Annotated in this window: 14 protein-coding genes; 3 read left to right on the top strand and 11 right to left on the bottom strand. The window is 41.7% G+C overall.

Translation table 11 applies throughout. From position 1 onward, the window contains the following. Nucleotides 1–220 precede the first annotated feature (220 nt). On the bottom strand, nucleotides 221–1,012 hold the full coding sequence (locus NSMS1_RS16550; RefSeq protein ID WP_224085673.1) for an FHA domain-containing protein: 792 nt from the start codon (nucleotides 1,010–1,012) through the stop codon (nucleotides 221–223). 216 nt (nucleotides 1,013–1,228) lie between these two features. On the opposite strand from NSMS1_RS16550, the gene NSMS1_RS16545 reads away from it, so the two are divergent. Then, a complete protein-coding gene (locus tag NSMS1_RS16545; protein ID WP_224085671.1) occupies nucleotides 1,229–1,660 on the top strand; it encodes a hypothetical protein in 432 nt (143 codons plus the stop codon). Between the two features lies 1 nt (nucleotide 1,661). On the opposite strand, the gene NSMS1_RS16540 is transcribed toward NSMS1_RS16545, so the two are convergent. The 5 genes from NSMS1_RS16540 to ftsH all read right to left on the bottom strand — a co-directional run bounded on the left by NSMS1_RS16540 (nucleotide 1,662) and on the right by ftsH (nucleotide 8,942). Then, the gene (locus NSMS1_RS16540; protein ID WP_224085669.1) at nucleotides 1,662–2,093 is read right to left on the bottom strand and encodes a hypothetical protein; all 432 of its coding nucleotides are present in this window, start codon (nucleotides 2,091–2,093) and stop codon (nucleotides 1,662–1,664) included. A gap of 66 nt (nucleotides 2,094–2,159) precedes the next feature. Further along, complete coding sequence (locus NSMS1_RS16535; protein ID WP_224095255.1) at nucleotides 2,160–2,852, bottom strand: hypothetical protein; 693 nt, start codon at nucleotides 2,850–2,852, stop codon at nucleotides 2,160–2,162. Nucleotides 2,853–3,068: 216 nt separating this feature from the next. Next, nucleotides 3,069–3,509 (bottom strand): GNAT family N-acetyltransferase, encoded by a 441-nt coding sequence (locus NSMS1_RS16530; RefSeq protein ID WP_224085666.1) that lies wholly within the window; start codon nucleotides 3,507–3,509, stop codon nucleotides 3,069–3,071. A gap of 55 nt (nucleotides 3,510–3,564) precedes the next feature. Further along, nucleotides 3,565–6,546, bottom strand: coding sequence for an L-glutamate gamma-semialdehyde dehydrogenase (pruA, locus tag NSMS1_RS16525; RefSeq protein WP_224085664.1), 2,982 nt, complete (start codon nucleotides 6,544–6,546; stop codon nucleotides 3,565–3,567). A 458-nt stretch (nucleotides 6,547–7,004) separates the two neighbouring features. After that, the gene (ftsH, locus tag NSMS1_RS16520) at nucleotides 7,005–8,942 is read right to left on the bottom strand and encodes an ATP-dependent zinc metalloprotease FtsH (protein WP_224085662.1); all 1,938 of its coding nucleotides are present in this window, start codon (nucleotides 8,940–8,942) and stop codon (nucleotides 7,005–7,007) included. 187 nt (nucleotides 8,943–9,129) lie between these two features. Here ftsH and NSMS1_RS16515 point away from each other — a divergent pair, with 187 nt between their 5' ends. Then, the gene (locus NSMS1_RS16515; protein WP_224085660.1) at nucleotides 9,130–9,321 is read left to right on the top strand and encodes a hypothetical protein; all 192 of its coding nucleotides are present in this window, start codon (nucleotides 9,130–9,132) and stop codon (nucleotides 9,319–9,321) included. Nucleotides 9,322–9,400: 79 nt separating this feature from the next. Continuing rightward, nucleotides 9,401–10,540: an AI-2E family transporter gene (locus NSMS1_RS16510; protein WP_224095254.1), complete on the top strand. Its 1,140-nt coding sequence runs from the start codon at nucleotides 9,401–9,403 to the stop codon at nucleotides 10,538–10,540. Nucleotides 10,541–10,744: 204 nt separating this feature from the next. Here the strand turns inward: NSMS1_RS16510 and NSMS1_RS16505 are convergent, their stop codons facing one another. The 5 genes from NSMS1_RS16505 to NSMS1_RS16485 form a co-directional block, all read right to left on the bottom strand. After that, nucleotides 10,745–11,599, bottom strand: coding sequence for a nitrate ABC transporter ATP-binding protein (locus NSMS1_RS16505; RefSeq protein ID WP_224085658.1), 855 nt, complete (start codon nucleotides 11,597–11,599; stop codon nucleotides 10,745–10,747). 87 nt (nucleotides 11,600–11,686) lie between these two features. Beyond that, nucleotides 11,687–11,974 (bottom strand): hypothetical protein, encoded by a 288-nt coding sequence (locus NSMS1_RS16500; RefSeq protein WP_224085656.1) that lies wholly within the window; start codon nucleotides 11,972–11,974, stop codon nucleotides 11,687–11,689. Nucleotides 11,975–11,998: 24 nt separating this feature from the next. Beyond that, on the bottom strand, nucleotides 11,999–14,002 hold the full coding sequence (locus NSMS1_RS16495; protein WP_224085655.1) for a nitrate ABC transporter ATP-binding protein: 2,004 nt from the start codon (nucleotides 14,000–14,002) through the stop codon (nucleotides 11,999–12,001). Nucleotides 14,003–14,099: 97 nt separating this feature from the next. Beyond that, nucleotides 14,100–14,939: a nitrate ABC transporter permease gene (gene ntrB, locus NSMS1_RS16490; RefSeq protein ID WP_224085653.1), complete on the bottom strand. Its 840-nt coding sequence runs from the start codon at nucleotides 14,937–14,939 to the stop codon at nucleotides 14,100–14,102. A gap of 111 nt (nucleotides 14,940–15,050) precedes the next feature. Next, complete coding sequence (locus NSMS1_RS16485; protein ID WP_224095253.1) at nucleotides 15,051–16,430, bottom strand: CmpA/NrtA family ABC transporter substrate-binding protein; 1,380 nt, start codon at nucleotides 16,428–16,430, stop codon at nucleotides 15,051–15,053. Nucleotides 16,431–17,019 lie beyond the last annotated feature (589 nt).

Below are 17,019 nucleotides of genomic sequence, written 5' to 3'. Positions count from 1 at the left end.
TCATCACTTCCACCCCAAGTTAAGTAGAAGGACTAAATTAAACTTAACTTGATAGCGCCGGGTTTCGACTGCGCTCAACCCTCTTCTAATAAGGTTAACGAGCATTGAGCGTAGTGGTCACTGAGCTTGTCGTTCGCGGAGCGTCTCGCAGAGAAGTGTCGAAATGCGTCTTATAAATAATTGTGTCCACCTACTTACTATCTTTGAGTGTGACTCAGTATCACTTTTTCATTCTCTGTTGGAGTGTAAGCGGATTAAAGTTAAATACTTTACCTGTTGTCAACAATTGAATACCGCAGGAAATAGCCGCGAATGAAATCAGCAAAGAAAAGAGTGATACTGAACCGATAATTACACCACTGGCGATAAATAAAGCCATCCCTATACCTATAATTACCCAACCTAGTATCCTATTATCACGTCCGCCCCAATTAAGTGCTACTACACCAGCTATACATAGTAAAATTGCGGGTGTACTACGGAAATAAATACTTACATAAAGGCTTGTACTTAAAAATGTCACACCTGCTAGTATCAAGCCTATACCAATCAATTTATTGGCAAAGGCTACTTCACCTTCTTCTTGAGTAGTTGTAGGTGATGTAATTTTAGTTGGTGCAGAGTTTGGTGTGAAGTTATTTGTACTAGATGTAATACTTGGCTTAATTTTAAACAGAAAAGTTACCTTGTCTCCTTGTCCGAGAGCAATTCTATCTCCAGGGGTTAAGGTAGAAAATACTTTAGGTTGCAGCTTAACTCCATTAACATAAGTACCATTAGAGCTACCTAAGTCTGTTATGTAATATTCATCACCATTTATCCAAACTTGTGCATGAATACGGGAAACTACATCAGAATCAGGTAAACCGGAAACATCAATATCCGGGGGTTTGTGTTCATTGGGTTTACCAATAGAAATTAGGGATAAGTTCGGTGATACTGCAAAAGCAGTGTTAGTTTGAATGTGAACCAGTTCTTTAGAGATTTCTGCTGTTGGGGATGAACTTTGCATAAGATTTTAATTAAAGCGCTTCTTCCAAGTTCTTATGCACTACAGGAAAACTCCAATGGTAAAACTCCTGAAAGATGTATAAATTTTTTGTAGACTTATGACAACAAAATGATTTTTTTATATATCACAACGTCTGATCTATCTAAGTATGGTCAATGTTCATGTAAAATCATGCCATAACTCTATCCGCAATACGTAAAATTTAGGTTAGTCTCAATGCTTACTAGTAACGCCAGGCTGCATCCCCAAAAATTGATTTGTTGCTTAGGTATTGTCGCTACGTCGTTAGGTGTAATGATTCCTAACGCTGCTTATCCTCAAACGCCAAGTTTCCCTGTGATTAAGATTTTGCGAGTAACAGTTGGTGGGGGTACAACTTTCAAATTACAAGAAAATTGGTTTCTCCAGTCAACGCAAATTACAGATAATACTAGAAAATGTGGAGTCAGAACAGGCGAAAAGTTTTTTGTCGCTACTATTAACGATAATAGAAATAGTACTACTGTGTACGAACAAGGAGAGAAACTCAGAGATTACTATACAGTGACTTTTGATGCACCACAACCTTGTAATCGGACAAATCAAACATGGTATATACTTAAAACCCATGTACAACAGTTGCAAGCTGTACCCATCCGACAATTCTAAGTTACAAAATTTCTGATATTCTTTGCAACAAACTAGCTGCTAAATCAGATATCTCTATTTCAGATGTTTTAGTATCTGCTATTAAATGTTTCACAGCAGTTAACCTTTCCTCATCTGAAGGAATGTACCAACACTCCTCTAGGTTAACTGCTATTTCAAATAATGAACGTTCCCCTAAATGCTGCCTTAACTCCTTGGCTACAGCATCATTACTGACTAAAAATTCTTTAATTTTATCTAGTGTAAAACTAGTGAATATTTCTTCATCTCTCCATTCTTCTAACCAGTCACTATCAACATCCTCAATGTAAAGATGTACATAATTAACCCCATATTTTAGCCAGTCTTGCTGCATTCTTCTGGCTGTTGCTAATACTTCTTTCAATTCGTCCACCTGAGAGTTGTAGCTATTAGTTTCTTTGTAGTTAGCCATATCAAGCTGTGATTAGCAGATAAAATAATAGGTGAAAACGGCAATATTAGGAGCAGACTTTTATCATTACGAGAAATTGAGATATTTACCACCTGCAAGGTAGTCGCTGTTATACAGTGCTATATTGACTAATTGATTAACAAAATTAGTATCTTGAGGGTTGTAACTTAAAAATAATCCTCTTTTAATTTCCCACGATCGCAATGTGTTTTCCCAAGCTTGGTATTTTTGCTGGTGCAATTCTTTACTAACGCTGGTCACTTGAATACACAATGGTTGTTGGTTATGATTACTAACAATCAAATCTGTTGCCATAGAAAGGTCTGCAATATAGCGCTGCCAAAAACTCCCGTCTCGATTAGCAATATCTTGCGCTATAGCTTTAATGATATCATCATCGACTTGATTAAACTCCCCCGCCATCAATTTTTGTTTCCAAATGTAGAACTTGGAGTCACTAGCATTAATCCATTTGGGAAATAAATAACTATACCAATATCTCTCATTAGCCGTCATTTGCTCGAATTTGGCTTGTTTTTCTTCTGGTGAAGGTAAGGATTGAATGATCAGCCAAATGGTAGAGTCAGTAATTACCTCTAAAAGAAATGCCGAAACGTATGGTTTTGCTGTTAGAGAACCCGGCTTAATATTTTTTACCCAGCGATTAATTTCACTCAATCTCCTGGCTAAGTTAGGATCTATCGATGATGCCTGCTCAATCAGGGAATGGAGCTTGTCCTTAATTTCTGTTGCTTGCAAACGGTGGCTTACTTTCAAGAACTTACGCTTTTTCCACTTTATACCTAATGTAACTGACTAGTAGGTTTTTTGAAAGATGTGCTAAAAGTATCTTTATATATTATTAACTTAATTACAGCATTACATTAGTATTAAAATTTACTTATAAACGAAATAATTATTTATAATTTCTTAAGAATTGACGATAGATGGCAGAGGTTATCTGAACTTTAATATTTAAAATTGGACTTTCTTTTTCATTTCTATATGAGAAATACCGGCTTCTTCAAATACGTCTCCTACTTGGATAAAACCTAATTTTTGATACAAGGGTTGGATATAAGTTTGGGCATGAACTACAGCTTCAATAATATTTTTCTCAGCTATTATTTCTAATGCTTTTTCCATAAGCTTTTGACCTATGCCTTGCCCTCTAGCTATGGATAAAACAGCCAATCTTTCTATTTTGACGGTCTTCTCATCCAAATATCTAATTCTGGCAGTACCTATAGCCTGTGCATCTAAATAAGCAATTAAATGTTCGCAGATATCGTCTTTGCCGTCAAATTCTAAAGCTGTTTCTACTCCTTGTTCTTTCTGAAATACAGTTTTTCTAATTGAGGCGATCGCCGGAAATTCTTCTGGTATTTTAGCAACTCTAATTATCACATCTGACATGATAATTTCTCATTATTTACACAGGTAGGGCAAATGCCCCACCTATGTTTATATCTTATTCTGCTCCTTCAATTGGTGCAAAACCCTGACGTTGGATATTCTCTGTAATTGTCCGTGGTTCTAGGAACTGCAACAGATAATCAGGGCCGCCAGCTTTGGAACCGACACCAGAAAGCTTAAAGCCACCAAAGGGCTGTCTACCAACGATCGCCCCTGTAATGTTACGGTTGATATATAAGTTGCCAACTTCAAATTCTGCCTGTGCCTGTTGAATGTGGGAAGGTGTACGGGAATAAAGTCCACCAGTTAAGGCGTAGTCAGTATCATTAGCAATTGCTAAAGCTTGTGCAAAATCCTTGGCTTTAATTACCGCCAATACAGGGCCAAAAATTTCTTGTTGGGCAATTGTCCCATTGGGTGGAACTTCGCTAAAAATTACTGGGCCGATAAAATAACCGTGTTCGGGTGCGCTTAATTCTAAAGCCACTTGAGATTCTGACTTACCCTTTTCAATATACTCGCGGATGCGATCGCGGGCATTAGCATCAATTACAGGGCCGACTTGGGTACTCGGTAACTCCGCCTCACCAATATTCAAGGACTTAGTAGCTTCCACCACACGCCGCACAAAAGCATCGTAAATGGCTTCGACTACTACCACCCGCGAACAAGCAGAACATTTTTGTCCACTGTAGCCAAAAGCTGACTGTACCACCCCGACAACAGCCTGATCTAAATCAGCACTTTCATCAACAATAATGGCATTCTTCCCGCCCATCTCCGCAATTACCCGCTTCATGTGCCTTTGTAGAGGCTTAAGGGTAGCGGCTTCTGCATAAATGCGACAACCAACTTCCTGGGAACCAGTAAAAGCAATTAGATGGGTGTCAGGATGACTTACTAAATAAGCCCCGACTTGCGAACCCTTACCGGGTACGTATTGAAATACACCTTTAGGAATCCCTGCCTCTACCAAAATTTCCGTGAGTTTGGCAGTAATAACAGAAGAAGTTTCCGCAGGCTTGAGTAGAGTACAATTGCCTGTAACCAAGGCAGCAACAGTCATACCACAGGCGATCGCTATAGGGAAATTCCAAGGAGAAATCACCACAGCAATGCCACGCGGCTGGTAGATATAACGGTTTGTTTCCCCAGCTACATCATAATTTATACCTTGATACAGCCGTTCCATCTCCTCCGCGTAGTAGCGACAAAAATCTATCGCCTCGGAAACCTCAGCATCCGCCTCCTTAACAGGCTTACCCACCTCCAAAACTATCCAAGCCGAAAGTTCTGCGCGGCGCTGTTCCATCAAATCAGCCGCCTTGCGCAAAATATCTGCCCGTTCCTTCACCGGAGTCCGCCGCCAACCAGGAAACGCCGCCTTCGCCGCCTGCATCGCCGCTTCAGCTTGTTCCACACTAATCAGCCCAACCTTACCAATCACCTGACTAAAATTAGAAGGATTAAGAGAATCAATCACCTCAGCAGTTTGCACATACTCCCCATTAATCAAAGGTAAGTATGTCTTTCCTAACTCACCACGCACCTTTGTAAAAGCCTGCGCCGCCTCCTTCCTTTCCTCCTCCTCCGCATAATCAGTATCCGCCGCTCCCACAAACCCTGCTTCTTGTTTGTGTGTATGCGCTTTTGCGTGAGCTAAATCAATCTTTGGAGCCGCAAGTAGTTCCTCTACTGGACGATTCTCCAAATTCTGCCGTAAAAAAGAACTATTCGCCGTATTCTCCAACAACCGCCGAATCAGATAAGCCATCCCCGGCAATAATTCACCATAAGGACAATAAACCCGAACCCGATACCCGCGCTCAACTAAAGCCTTAGCTAACTTATCCCCCATCCCGTACAGCACCTGCATCTCAAACCGCCGCCGGGGAACATTCAAAGTTTCGGCAATTGCCATAGCCAAAGCTTGCGATCGCACATTATGGCTACCAATGGCAGAATAAACATATTGATGATTTTCCAACAATAACTGAGTTATCGCCTCAAAATTAGCATCAGTCGCCGCTTTATCATTAAATACAGGTTGTGGCCAGTGTTTCTGCGCTGCTTTAATAGTTTCCTGATCCCAATACGCACCTTTTACCAAGCGAATTGTTAAAGGATAACCGCGCTGTTTCAACCAAGCAATTACATTTCTAGCATCTTGCTCACTATCTCTTAAGTATGCTTGGATAGTAATTCCAATATCTGTACGTTGACGAAACTCATCTTCTAATAAGATTTTTTGCAAAATATTTAGAGTTAAGTCTTTATACGCATACTGTTCCATATCAAAATGGATAGCTGCGCCTAAGTTTTTGGCATGACGTAGAAGAGTACGGATGCGATCGCTAACTCTCTCCTCACTACCCTTAGCATCTAAAGGGTCAAATTGGGAATAAAACGCTGTTAACTTAACAGAAACTTGGACTTTTGATAGCTGTTCACCATCTGCTTCATCAATAGCCGGGATATTGCCCCAACGCTTTGATGCTTCTGTCAATTGACTAATTAATTCTTGATAGCGTTCTAAATAAGATTGTGCCTCTGTTTCTGTAATTACCGCTTCACCAAGTAAATCAATGGTGAAAGCCATTTTTTCCTTTCGTAGCCTTTCAACAGTCTTAATAACCTGCCCAATATTTTCCCCAGAAATATATTTATGCGCTAAAGTCTCAACTGCTGTAGATACGGTAGTTGCAGCCACCTGTCCCGGCATAGAATCAGGGTTAGCAAAATTCAGCATCCCCTTCAAAGCTGCTGGTAGTTCGACAGATTCATCACCTAAATATTCTTGTAAATGTGCAGCAATTTCTGCTTTACTATGTAATGCAGGCAGAGTATCGATAAATCTAAATAATTGCACCCGTAAACCGGGGTTACTCATCGCCCAAGCTAGTAATTTATCATCCCAACGCATTTGATCGCGCAAAGAAGCAAGAAATGAGCGATTTTCTTGAGTTGCTGCTAATAATTGTCTAGCAATTTCTTGAGTTTTAGCTTCGTAGGTGCTGGTTTGTACTTGTAATACCACTGATAGGAACTCCTGAGTCAACTTCAGACTTTATATGTAAAGTCCGTGCTTTCTATTGTGACTCGTCAATTTTATTGTCACCACACATTAATAATTTAAAATCTTCTATCGCAAGCATCAAGCAAATAGCAGCATGTGCATCAGATAGATTACCTAAGATATGTGTATTGTTGAAGAAATTGCCATTGCTGTTTAGCTAGATATAAAATGCGATCGCCTTCCTATCACCCCAATTTAATGCAGAGTTTTGGCAATAGGCTATCAAATAATCCTACCTGAAATTGCAGATTATGAACCCAGATGAAAGCTATTAAGGGCAGGAGAAACATCAGGTATTAAACTTTTAAGGACTTTCTTAGCGCAGAGGTTTTTGAGAGGGTTTTGCTGTGTTTTATGATATTAGCAAAAAACGATCGCCCCCAAAAGAGCGATCGCCTACTCACTTACATTTACAATACTTAAACTAGCAGTGTTTGCAGTAATGGTTTATCTTCGGATATTTTACCTGTCCGCAACCATTCTTGTAGTTCTTCTGGGGCTTGAGCTTGGCTCAGGCGTTCCCGTAATACCGTACCTTCGAGGATTTCTCTTTGCAAGAGTTCCTGGGCTGTCTCTTCCAATAACTCACGGTTATTTTGCAGAATACTCAAGGCAATGTGATGGGCATTATCTACAATTTGTTTGACTTCACGGTCAATTTCTTCGGCTACTTTGGGGCTAATGGAACGGCGAGGATTACCGTAACCTTCGAGGAATTGTTGCTGAATCTTCTCGAATGCTACAGGGCCTAATTTATCACTCATACCATATAAAGTGACGTATCTTTCTGCCAAGTCTGTAGCTTTTTGGATATCATCACTTGCGCCTGTGGAGACTTTACCGAAGACGATTTCTTCCGCCGAACGTCCACCCAAGAGAGTGGCGATACGACCACGAATTTCATCTTCAATCATCAAGAAGCGGTCTTCTTCCGGCATTTGAAGTGTATAACCCAAAGCACCTACACCACGAGGCACAACAGAGATTTTCTCAACTCTACCAGCACCGGGCATCAATGCACCGATAATTGCGTGACCAACTTCGTGATAAGCTACAGTCTTCTTCTCGGTTTCATTCAAAACACGGGAACGTTTCTCTAAACCAGCCACAACCCGTTCAATAGCTTCGTTAAAGTCTGCCATCGCCACGGCTTGACGATTTTGTCTAGCCGCTAAAAGTGCAGCTTCGTTGACTAGGTTAGCTAAATCTGCACCAGCGAAACCAGGAGTTTTGATAGCGATATTAGCTAAATCGACATCATCACCTAATTTCACATTTCTGGCGTGAACCTTGAGAATTGCTTCTCGACCAATTTTATCAGGGCGGTCAACTACTACCTGACGGTCAAAGCGACCAGGACGACGCAAAGCGGGGTCAAGAACTTCGGGACGGTTGGTGGCGGCGATGATAATTACACCTGTGTTTGCATCAAAGCCGTCCATTTCTGTGAGTAACTGGTTGAGGGTTTGTTCGCGTTCATCGTTACCGCCGACAAAACCACCAGCACCACCACGCGATTTACCCAGCGCGTCTAACTCATCGATGAAGACGATACAGGGGGCTTGTTTTTTGGCTTGTTCAAACAAGTCACGCACACGCGCCGCACCTACACCCACAAACAATTCGATAAATTCAGAACCAGAGATACTAAAGAATGGTACACCAGCTTCGCCAGCGATCGCTTTGGCTAACAATGTTTTCCCAGTTCCCGGAGGCCCTACCAACAACACACCTTTAGGAATCTTCGCGCCTAAATTTGTGTATTTGGTAGCATTTTTCAGAAAATCAACGATTTCTTCCAATTCTGCCTTAGCTTCATCCACCCCAGCCACATCAGGGAATTTTACCCCAGTGCTACCTTCAGAATAAATCCGAGCTTTGCTTTTACCTACAGTCAATGCAGCCGGGCCGCCACCTTGACGATTAATTAGGAAAGCCCAAATGCCAAAGAAAATTAACGGAGGCGCAACCCAACTTAATAAAGTTCCTATCCAGCCGTTTTGGTCTGGTGGTGGTGCAGCAAACTCGACATGATTGTCGCGGAGAATTTTCGGTAAGTCTAAATCAATCGCTACTGGGGTAGTAGCAAATATCTGATCTACAACTTTACCATCAGCGTCTTGAATTTTAATGGAGTATTGAATGCGATCGCCACCTACAATCGCCTTGTCTACTTTCCCAGCTTGTACTTGAGCGATAAAATCACTATAGGGAACCTGTGGTAAGCGAGGCCCCAAGAAACTCGGAACTATAAAATTTAGCAGTAACAGCAAAGTCAGCAGAATTAGGAAACTGCCGCCAAACTGCCGCAATCTCGGCGGTTTAATTGAATTTTTTTTATCAGTTTCAACAGGCATTTTGATGTAACCTCAAAATTAGTCATTGGTTATTAGTCAACAGTCAACAGTCCATAGTTCTGCTCCTCTGCTCTGCTGTTACCTAACTTGATAAAGTTTTGTGTACTCTTAGGTTTATTGTAGAGATTTGGTGGTGGAAGCAGAAATTAGTGGATACCCTCCCAAAAATGTGTATTGCCGTACCTATATGCAGAATCAGCTAAGTTTTGTTGTCAAATTGCTTATAATGTCCGCTTTTTTGTCAGCATTGATTAAATACGCTGCGCCACTTTGGCCGATTCCGGCGACAGATATCAATGCGCTGATTTTAGTGTTGTCGCCTAGTATCATTATGGCGATCGCTCTTTTATGGCGATTTCAAGCACAAAAACAAAATTAACTTCATCATGCAGCCGAAATTGGTAAAATCAGCCTGGAGTTGTGTGTAACTTGTGTCACCAACAGCTGGGAGTCAGCCTGTGAACCTTGGTCAATGGATCGGCTTAATCGCTTTAGTTTTATCTCTATATATATTGTGGCAAATTCGAGAAGTGCTGTTGCTGATGTTTGCCGCAGTCGTCTTAGCCACAACCCTAAATCGTCTGGCAAAGGTCTTTCAGCGTCATGGGATGAAGCGAGGATTAGCTGTTTTGTTGGCTGTGGTAATCTTCTTTGCTCTTGTCATTGGTTTTTTCTGGCTAATTGTCCCGCCTTTTGCCCAGCAGTTTAATGAACTTACCTTTCGAGTTCCCCAAGGGTTTCAGCGTTTCAATGCTTGGGTTGACGAACTCAGAACACGCATTCCTCAACAGTTAGTTCCTTATATACCAGATATCAATAGCTTGATCAAACAAGCACAACCCTTTGTTAATAGAGCATTGGGAAGTTCTGTTGCCTTTGTCTCCGGCTCATTAGAAGTTTTGGTCAAAGTGTTACTGGTGTTAGTTTTAACAGGGATGTTACTAGCCAACCCTATATCTTACCGCAAAGTATTTATTAGGTTATTTCCCTCTTTTTATCGCCGCCGGGTAGACGGGATTTTAGATCAGTGCGAAGTCTCTTTAGGTGGATGGGTGACAGGCGCTATTATTGCGATGGGTGTAGTTGGACTGATGAGTGTAGTTGGTTTATCAATTTTAGGTGTAAAAGCAGCACTGGCTTTAGGTGTTTTAGCTGGATTTTTAAACCTGATACCCAATTTAGGTCCTACTATGAGTGTTGTCCCAGCAATGGCGATCGCACTTTTAGATACGCCGTGGAAATCTGTAGCTGTACTGATTCTCTACTTTTTCATTCAACAGACTGAGAGTAACTTCATCACACCTATTGTCATGGCCCAACAAGTTTCATTGCTTCCAGCCGTGACGTTAATTTCCCAATTATTCTTTGTTACCTTCTTCGGCTTTTTAGGATTATTCTTGGCGTTACCTCTGACTGTTGTTGCCAAAATTTGGGTACAAGAAGTATTAATCAAAGATATTTTAGATCAATGGGGACATGAACATCCAAGTGAGTCTGAGTTAGTGATAGTTTCTAATCATTCTCAAGCAGATGATCCTTGGTTAGATGATGACGCACATCAAGCATCAACTGATGATACTGTATCTCAAGAAGATTAGCCTATCGCCTGAGTTGAAAGTGATGTTAGCAGAAGCGGGGCTTTCAGCCCGTGCTGAGGTGGATGAGGGAGACAAAGGGAGAAAAACAACTGTCAACTGTCCCCCAATAACTCAAAAAAAAGGTAGAAGATAAGCGGCGAAATCGGGTGATTTTGCCTTTTATCTTTTACCTATATACTAACAGTCGTCATCTGGGGAACGTTGTTAGCCCACATCATCATGGGCAAATCTGTTGAAGAGGAAGTCTAGGGCGTAGTTACGCAGCTTATAGTATTGTGGATCTTCCATGATACGAGCGCGATCGCGTGGGCGAGAGAAAGGAATTTCCATGACTTCACCGATTTTGGCGTGGGGGCCGTTGGTCATCATTACCAATTTGTCGGCTAAGAACAACGCCTCATCGATATCGTGCGTAATCATCAATACTGTGCAGCGATTATCACCCCAGATTTTCAACAATTCTTCTTGTAATTCTTCTTTGGTGATTGCGTCCAATGCACCAAAAGGTTCATCTAAAATTAGTACCTTGGGACGAATTGCTAACGCACGGGCAATGGACACCCGTTGTCTCATACCGCCAGACATTTGTGGGGGTTTCTTGTCCATTGCATCACCTAGCCCTACCATTGCCAAGTGGTCGCGCACAATTGCCCGTTTTTCTGCTTCTGGCTTATTGGGGTAAACTGCATTTACTGCTAGGTAGATGTTTTCAAACGCAGTCCGCCAAGGAAGCAAAGCGTAGTTTTGAAATACCACCATTCTATCGGGGCCTGGTTGGGTGATGGGTTCGCCTTCCAGTAACACTTGTCCAGAAGTAGGAAAGTTAAAACCCGACACCATATTTAACAGTGTTGATTTTCCACAACCGGAGTGACCAATGACGCAGATAAATTCACCTTTGTCTACGTTTAAGTTAACGCCATCAAGAACTGTGAAGGGGCCTTTCTTAGTGGGGTAGATTTTGGTAACGTCTTTGATTTCTAGGAAAGGTCTAGCATTGCTGGAAACTGTTGATTGTCTTTCCTGTCTTTCGGTAACACTCAATCTACGGTTTTGCATGGTGATGTATTTGGTGGTTAGGTTTGCGGGAAGAAAGAATTGGGAGTAGAGAATGGGGAAAGATAATTTTCAGTCATGGATGAGTAATTAATACTCAGTGAAGAAGTTGTGATACTCATCAACTTGGTTGCAACATTGATCAACAGAGTGGCGATACTCATCAACTAGGTTTCGAGACTCGTCAACGAAGCTCCCATACTCACCAACGAAGTGGCGAGACTCGTCAACGAGGTTTTGGGACTTACTAATGCAGTTCTGATACTCACTCATGGAGTTCTCAAATGGATAAATGCAGTTCCACGACTCATTGACGGAGTTCCAATACTCGCCAGCAAAGTTTTGACATAGATAAATGCAGTTCCACGACTCACCCATGATCTTGATTTCCCCATTTTTGGTTTAAGCAACTCTTCTAGTTGGGGAGTCAAGAATGACTTCCGCAATGGAGAAATCACGCTTAATTTGCAAGCTGTTGAGATAGGCTATGGGGTCGTCAGCATTAAAAGGAGTACCGTCAAATAGCTCAATAGGTTGGCGAGTATAGTTGATATCTAAACCTAATTCTCTGGCGGCGGTACTGAAGACACGCACACGGCAAACACGTTCGACAACTTCCACCCAGTTTCTTGGGAAGGGTGTATCACCCCAACGCGCCAACTGACTCATAATCCAAATTTGTTCGGTACGGCTGGGGCGGTTGATAGCTGAGTCGGCAAAAAACTGGTGATGGGCGTAGTCGCGTAATGGGTGTTCTAAATCACAAGTAAGGTTATCGGGATTTTCTAATTGAATGTAATCTAAATCGGTGCTGACGTAATCCCTACCTGCAACGATCCTTCTGACTTCTTCCGCATTTTCTGATCTAGAACAATATTCACAAGCTTCTAGCAAAGCTTTAGTTAAGGCAATGTGAGAGTTAGGATACTTCTCTGCCCAATCTTCCCGCACACCCAGAACTTTTCCTGGATGTCCTAACCACACTTCTAAGTCGGTAGCAATGGTAAAGCCTACACCTTCCATTGCGGCGCGGTAGTTCCAAGGTTCGCCTACACAATAGCCATCAATACTTTTGTTTTGCAGGTCGGCTACCATCTGCGCTGGCGGAATGGTCTTCATATCCACATCCATATCGGGGTCAATACCACCAGCCGCTAACCAGTAACGTAGCAGTAGGTTGTGCATTGATGCGGGATGGACTACTCCCATTGTGTGGCGTTGGTCACGGGTACGCAGTAGGTAGTTCTTGAAGTCTGATAAGGTACGCACACCTTCATCATAGAAGCGTTTTGCTAAGGTGATGGCGTTACCGTTGCGAGTCATGGTGAGGGCGGTGACAACAGGAAGGGGTTGGTTTTTGTGTCCTCCCAATGTTAACCACATGGGCATCCCGGAAGGCATTTGGGCTGCATCGAGATAACCTCCACTCATACCATCAACGATACCCCGCCAGCTACTTTCCCGCACGAGGTTGACTTCATCTAAACCATGCTTGATGAAGAAACCTTTTTCTTTTGCAACAGCTAAGGGGGCGCAAGCGGACAAGGGTAAGAAGCCAATTTCTAAGTTAACTTTTTCTAACCCATGACGAGCGACATCTGCGGTTTTACGGGCGCGAATTTTCTTCACGCGCTTTTGTTGGTTGAGGAAGTAAATCATCTCACTGCGCAAACTGTAGTAGCTAGGGTGTTCTACTACTTCCATGCGTTTGCGTGGTCTGGGGATATCAACTTCTAAGATATCGCCAATTTTCGATTCAGGGCCATTGGTGAGCATGACAATTCTGTCAGACAACAGCACAGCTTCATCTACGTCGTGAGTTACCATTACCGCAGTAACTTCATTTTCTTCGCAGATTTGCATTAACTGTTCTTGCAGATTACCTCTGGTGAGAGCATCTAACGCTCCAAACGGTTCATCTAATAGTAGTAGTTTAGGACGAATCGCTAAGGCGCGGGCGATCGCTACCCGTTGTTTTTGCCCCCCAGATAACATCGCTGGTTGTTTATCAGCATGGGGACGCAAACCCACCATGTCTATATGTTTTTCAACAATTGCCTTACGTTCACCTTCTGGCATTCCCTTCATCACTGAGTTTACAGCCAGGGCGATATTTTCTCTTACAGTCCGCCAAGGCAACAAGGAATAGTTTTGAAACACCACCATCCGGTCTGGCCCTGGTTTAGTGACTCTCTGCCCTTCCAGTGTCACCACACCGTCAGATGGTAAATCCAAACCTGCAATCATGTTTAGGAGAGTGGATTTACCGCAACCGGAGTGACCAATCAAAGAAACAAACTCACCTTTTCTGATTTGCAAGTCAATTCCTTTGAGGGCAATATATTTACCACCGCCACTTAATTCAAATACCTTATCAATTTGGTCAACTGCAACGAATACACTCATGTTCTTTGTTCCCCATGACTTCTGTTAGGTGGTCAATAGCCCTTAGTCAATTAACTAATGACTAATGACTATTGACTATTGACTATTGACTCAATAACTACTTTTGTTCTGCTGGTAAAATCAGGTTTTGCAACCAAGCCATCAATTTGTCGAGGATTAAACCCACAACGCCGATATATACAAGAGCTAAAATTACTTCACTGACGTTGTTATTTTGATAAGCATCCCAGATAAAGAAGCCGATACCGACGATACCAGACATAACGATTTCTGCCGCAATAATCGCTAACCAAGCCAAACCGATCGCAATTCTCAAGCCGGTGAAAATGTAGGGTAAAGCGGCAGGAATAAGAATGTTTGTGAAGTATTCTTTGCGGCTGAGTTGTAGAACTTTGGCAACGTTGTTGTAGTCTTGGGGAATTTGGGTTACACCAACCGCAGTGTTAATTAAGATAGGCCAGATTGCAGTGATGAAAATTACGAATAAGGCTGCTGGTTCGTTTTGTCTTAAAGCTGCCAAAGAAATAGGAACCCATGCCAATGGTGGTACAGTTCGTAGTAGTTGGAAGATGGGGTCTAATGCTTTGGACATGGTTCTATTAACGCCGATTAAAATGCCCAATCCAATTCCCACAACTGCTGCGAAACTGTAGCTAATGGCTACCCGTTGGAGACTAGCTAAAATCTGCCAAAATAGACCTTTATCTGTGCCACCTTTGTCATAGAAGGGGTAGAGAATTAAAGTCCAGGTGTCTTGAATTACTTGTACTGGCCCTGGTAGTGTAGCGCCCGGAGTCAAGCAAAATAATTGCCAAACTACTAGAAAAATAACAATGGCTATCGCTGGCGGTATAAGGTCAGGAAATTGTTTTTGGAGACTTGCTAACAAGTTGTTATCAAATCTGGTATTTACTGGTCTTTTTTGAGCTACGGTCATGGTAATTTATGCTCCTCAGATGACGAATAACGTGTGGAAACTTTTACAAGAGTGTAGCGATTCTCTTGATTGATGACTGATGACTGATGACTGTTAACTGTTAACTAATGACTAAACACTAACTTTCTTGATTTTCAGGCTCTTCAAATATGCTTCTGGGTTCTCAGGGTCAAACTTAGCACCATCAAAAAATTCTTCTACACCGCGAGATGTGTTTGTCGGAATATCCGCCGCCGCAATTCCTGCTTCTTTTGCTGCTTCTTTCCAAATATCTTCACGGTTGACTTTGTTGATCAATTCTTTGGCTTTAGCTGCACCATTGGCAACATAATCTTTGGGCAAGAATCCCCAACGTACACTTTCGGTAATGAACCATAAATCATGGCTCTTGTAGGGATAAGAAACACTACCTTTTTCATCTTTCCAGTAGTAAGCCGCTAGTGATTTATCATCTATTTTGCGACCATCACCCATGTCATATTTACCTGCGTATGGTTCCGCCAAAATTTCTGGATTATTGAGGTTGAAATAATTTCTTCCCGCCAGAATTTGTGCAGCTTCTTTGCGGTTATCAAAGTTATCCAACCATTGTTGTGCTTCCATGATGCCTTTGAGCAGCGCTTTTGTCGCCTTGGGATTCTTATCAACCCAATCAGCTCTAATAGCAAGATATTCTTCGGGATGGTTCTTCCAAATTTCGGCTGTTAAAGCTGCCAAGAAGCCGATTTTATCTTTGACAATCCGGTAAGGCCAAGGATCACCTGTACTAAAGGCATCCATTGTACCTGTTTTCATATTAGCAACAGTTTGCGCCGCAGGTACAGTCAATAACTTGACATCTGCATCTGGATCAATACCACCTGCTGCTAACCAGTAGCGAATCCAAAAGTCTTGGTTAACTTGGGGGAAGGTATATGCAGCTGTGAAAGGTGTAGAAGATTTGAGTTGAGTAAATAAAGACTTAGAGCCTTCTAATTTTAAGGTAAGACCCTTACCTTGATGTTTGCTGGCGATCGCAATTCCATTTCCATGTGTAACTAACTGCGCTAACACATACATAGGAATTTTTTGATTACCTTTGGTAATTAAACCCTCTGTAATCAGATGTGGCATAGGCATTTGCCATTGACCACCATCAATCCCGCCACCAGCAGAACCAATCTCTACGTTATCTCTAGCAGAACCCCAAGAAGCTTGCTTGGAAAGCTCTACATTAGTCATGCCATACTTGGCAAAAAAGCCTTTTTCTTGAGCAATAATTAAAGGAGCTGATTCAATAATAGGAATGTAGCCCAATTTGATTGTTGTAACTTCTGGTGCTTGCTCTGGGTTACTGTTATTAGCGGCTGGTTGAGCTGTTGCCGCAGGTTGTGTGCTAGCAGTAGTGTCTGGCGGATTTCCTAAGCAACCTTTTAAAAGTACAGCACTAGCAGATACCCCTGCTGTGACTATAAATTTACGGCGAGAAATTTGATTAAAAAACTCTGTCATCACAGCCCCTTGAGTCAAATTAAGTTTTTTAAGCATGATAATTTAGTGCAAGGTGAACAAATTTTCTTGTTCCTTACACAAACCTTTTCACTACACTAAGCAAATCGATCCCCACCACTCCTGCTAGGAAATGGCAGATACATTTACTGAGTAAATAAAAATAGTTGAATTGCTTGGTCTTACTTGAGCTTCCTTTCGGTTCACTCACTGTATTGAAATTAAGTTTACAGGTTTTAATGTCAAAATGGTCAACTCAAAATTAGATTTATTAAATAAATATTAGATTGATTGTATAAGTAAAATTTTATATTTGATCCCCAAAACAGGTAGTTCCATTCAATGTATCGAGGTTTGTAGATGATAATCATTTATTTATAGAATGGTATAGCCGTTTAATCTATATATGATGTGATTTTTTAAAAAAATAATGGGTAATTATTGATGTAAACTATCATTTAAAACTATAGTTACAGTTTTGATTCCACTGAGTGTATCTGTAAGGGTGTACACCTGTAAGCTTCCATAGATAATCAATGTGATAACCATTGAGAAAAATTTATTACATTGTGGTTCAAGCTTTTATACTCAT

This window comes from Nostoc sp. MS1 (genome assembly GCF_019976755.1).
Classification (GTDB): domain Bacteria; phylum Cyanobacteriota; class Cyanobacteriia; order Cyanobacteriales; family Nostocaceae; genus Trichormus.
Note: the sequence above shows the minus strand (reverse complement) of the source record. Positions and strands in the feature narration are given on the sequence as shown.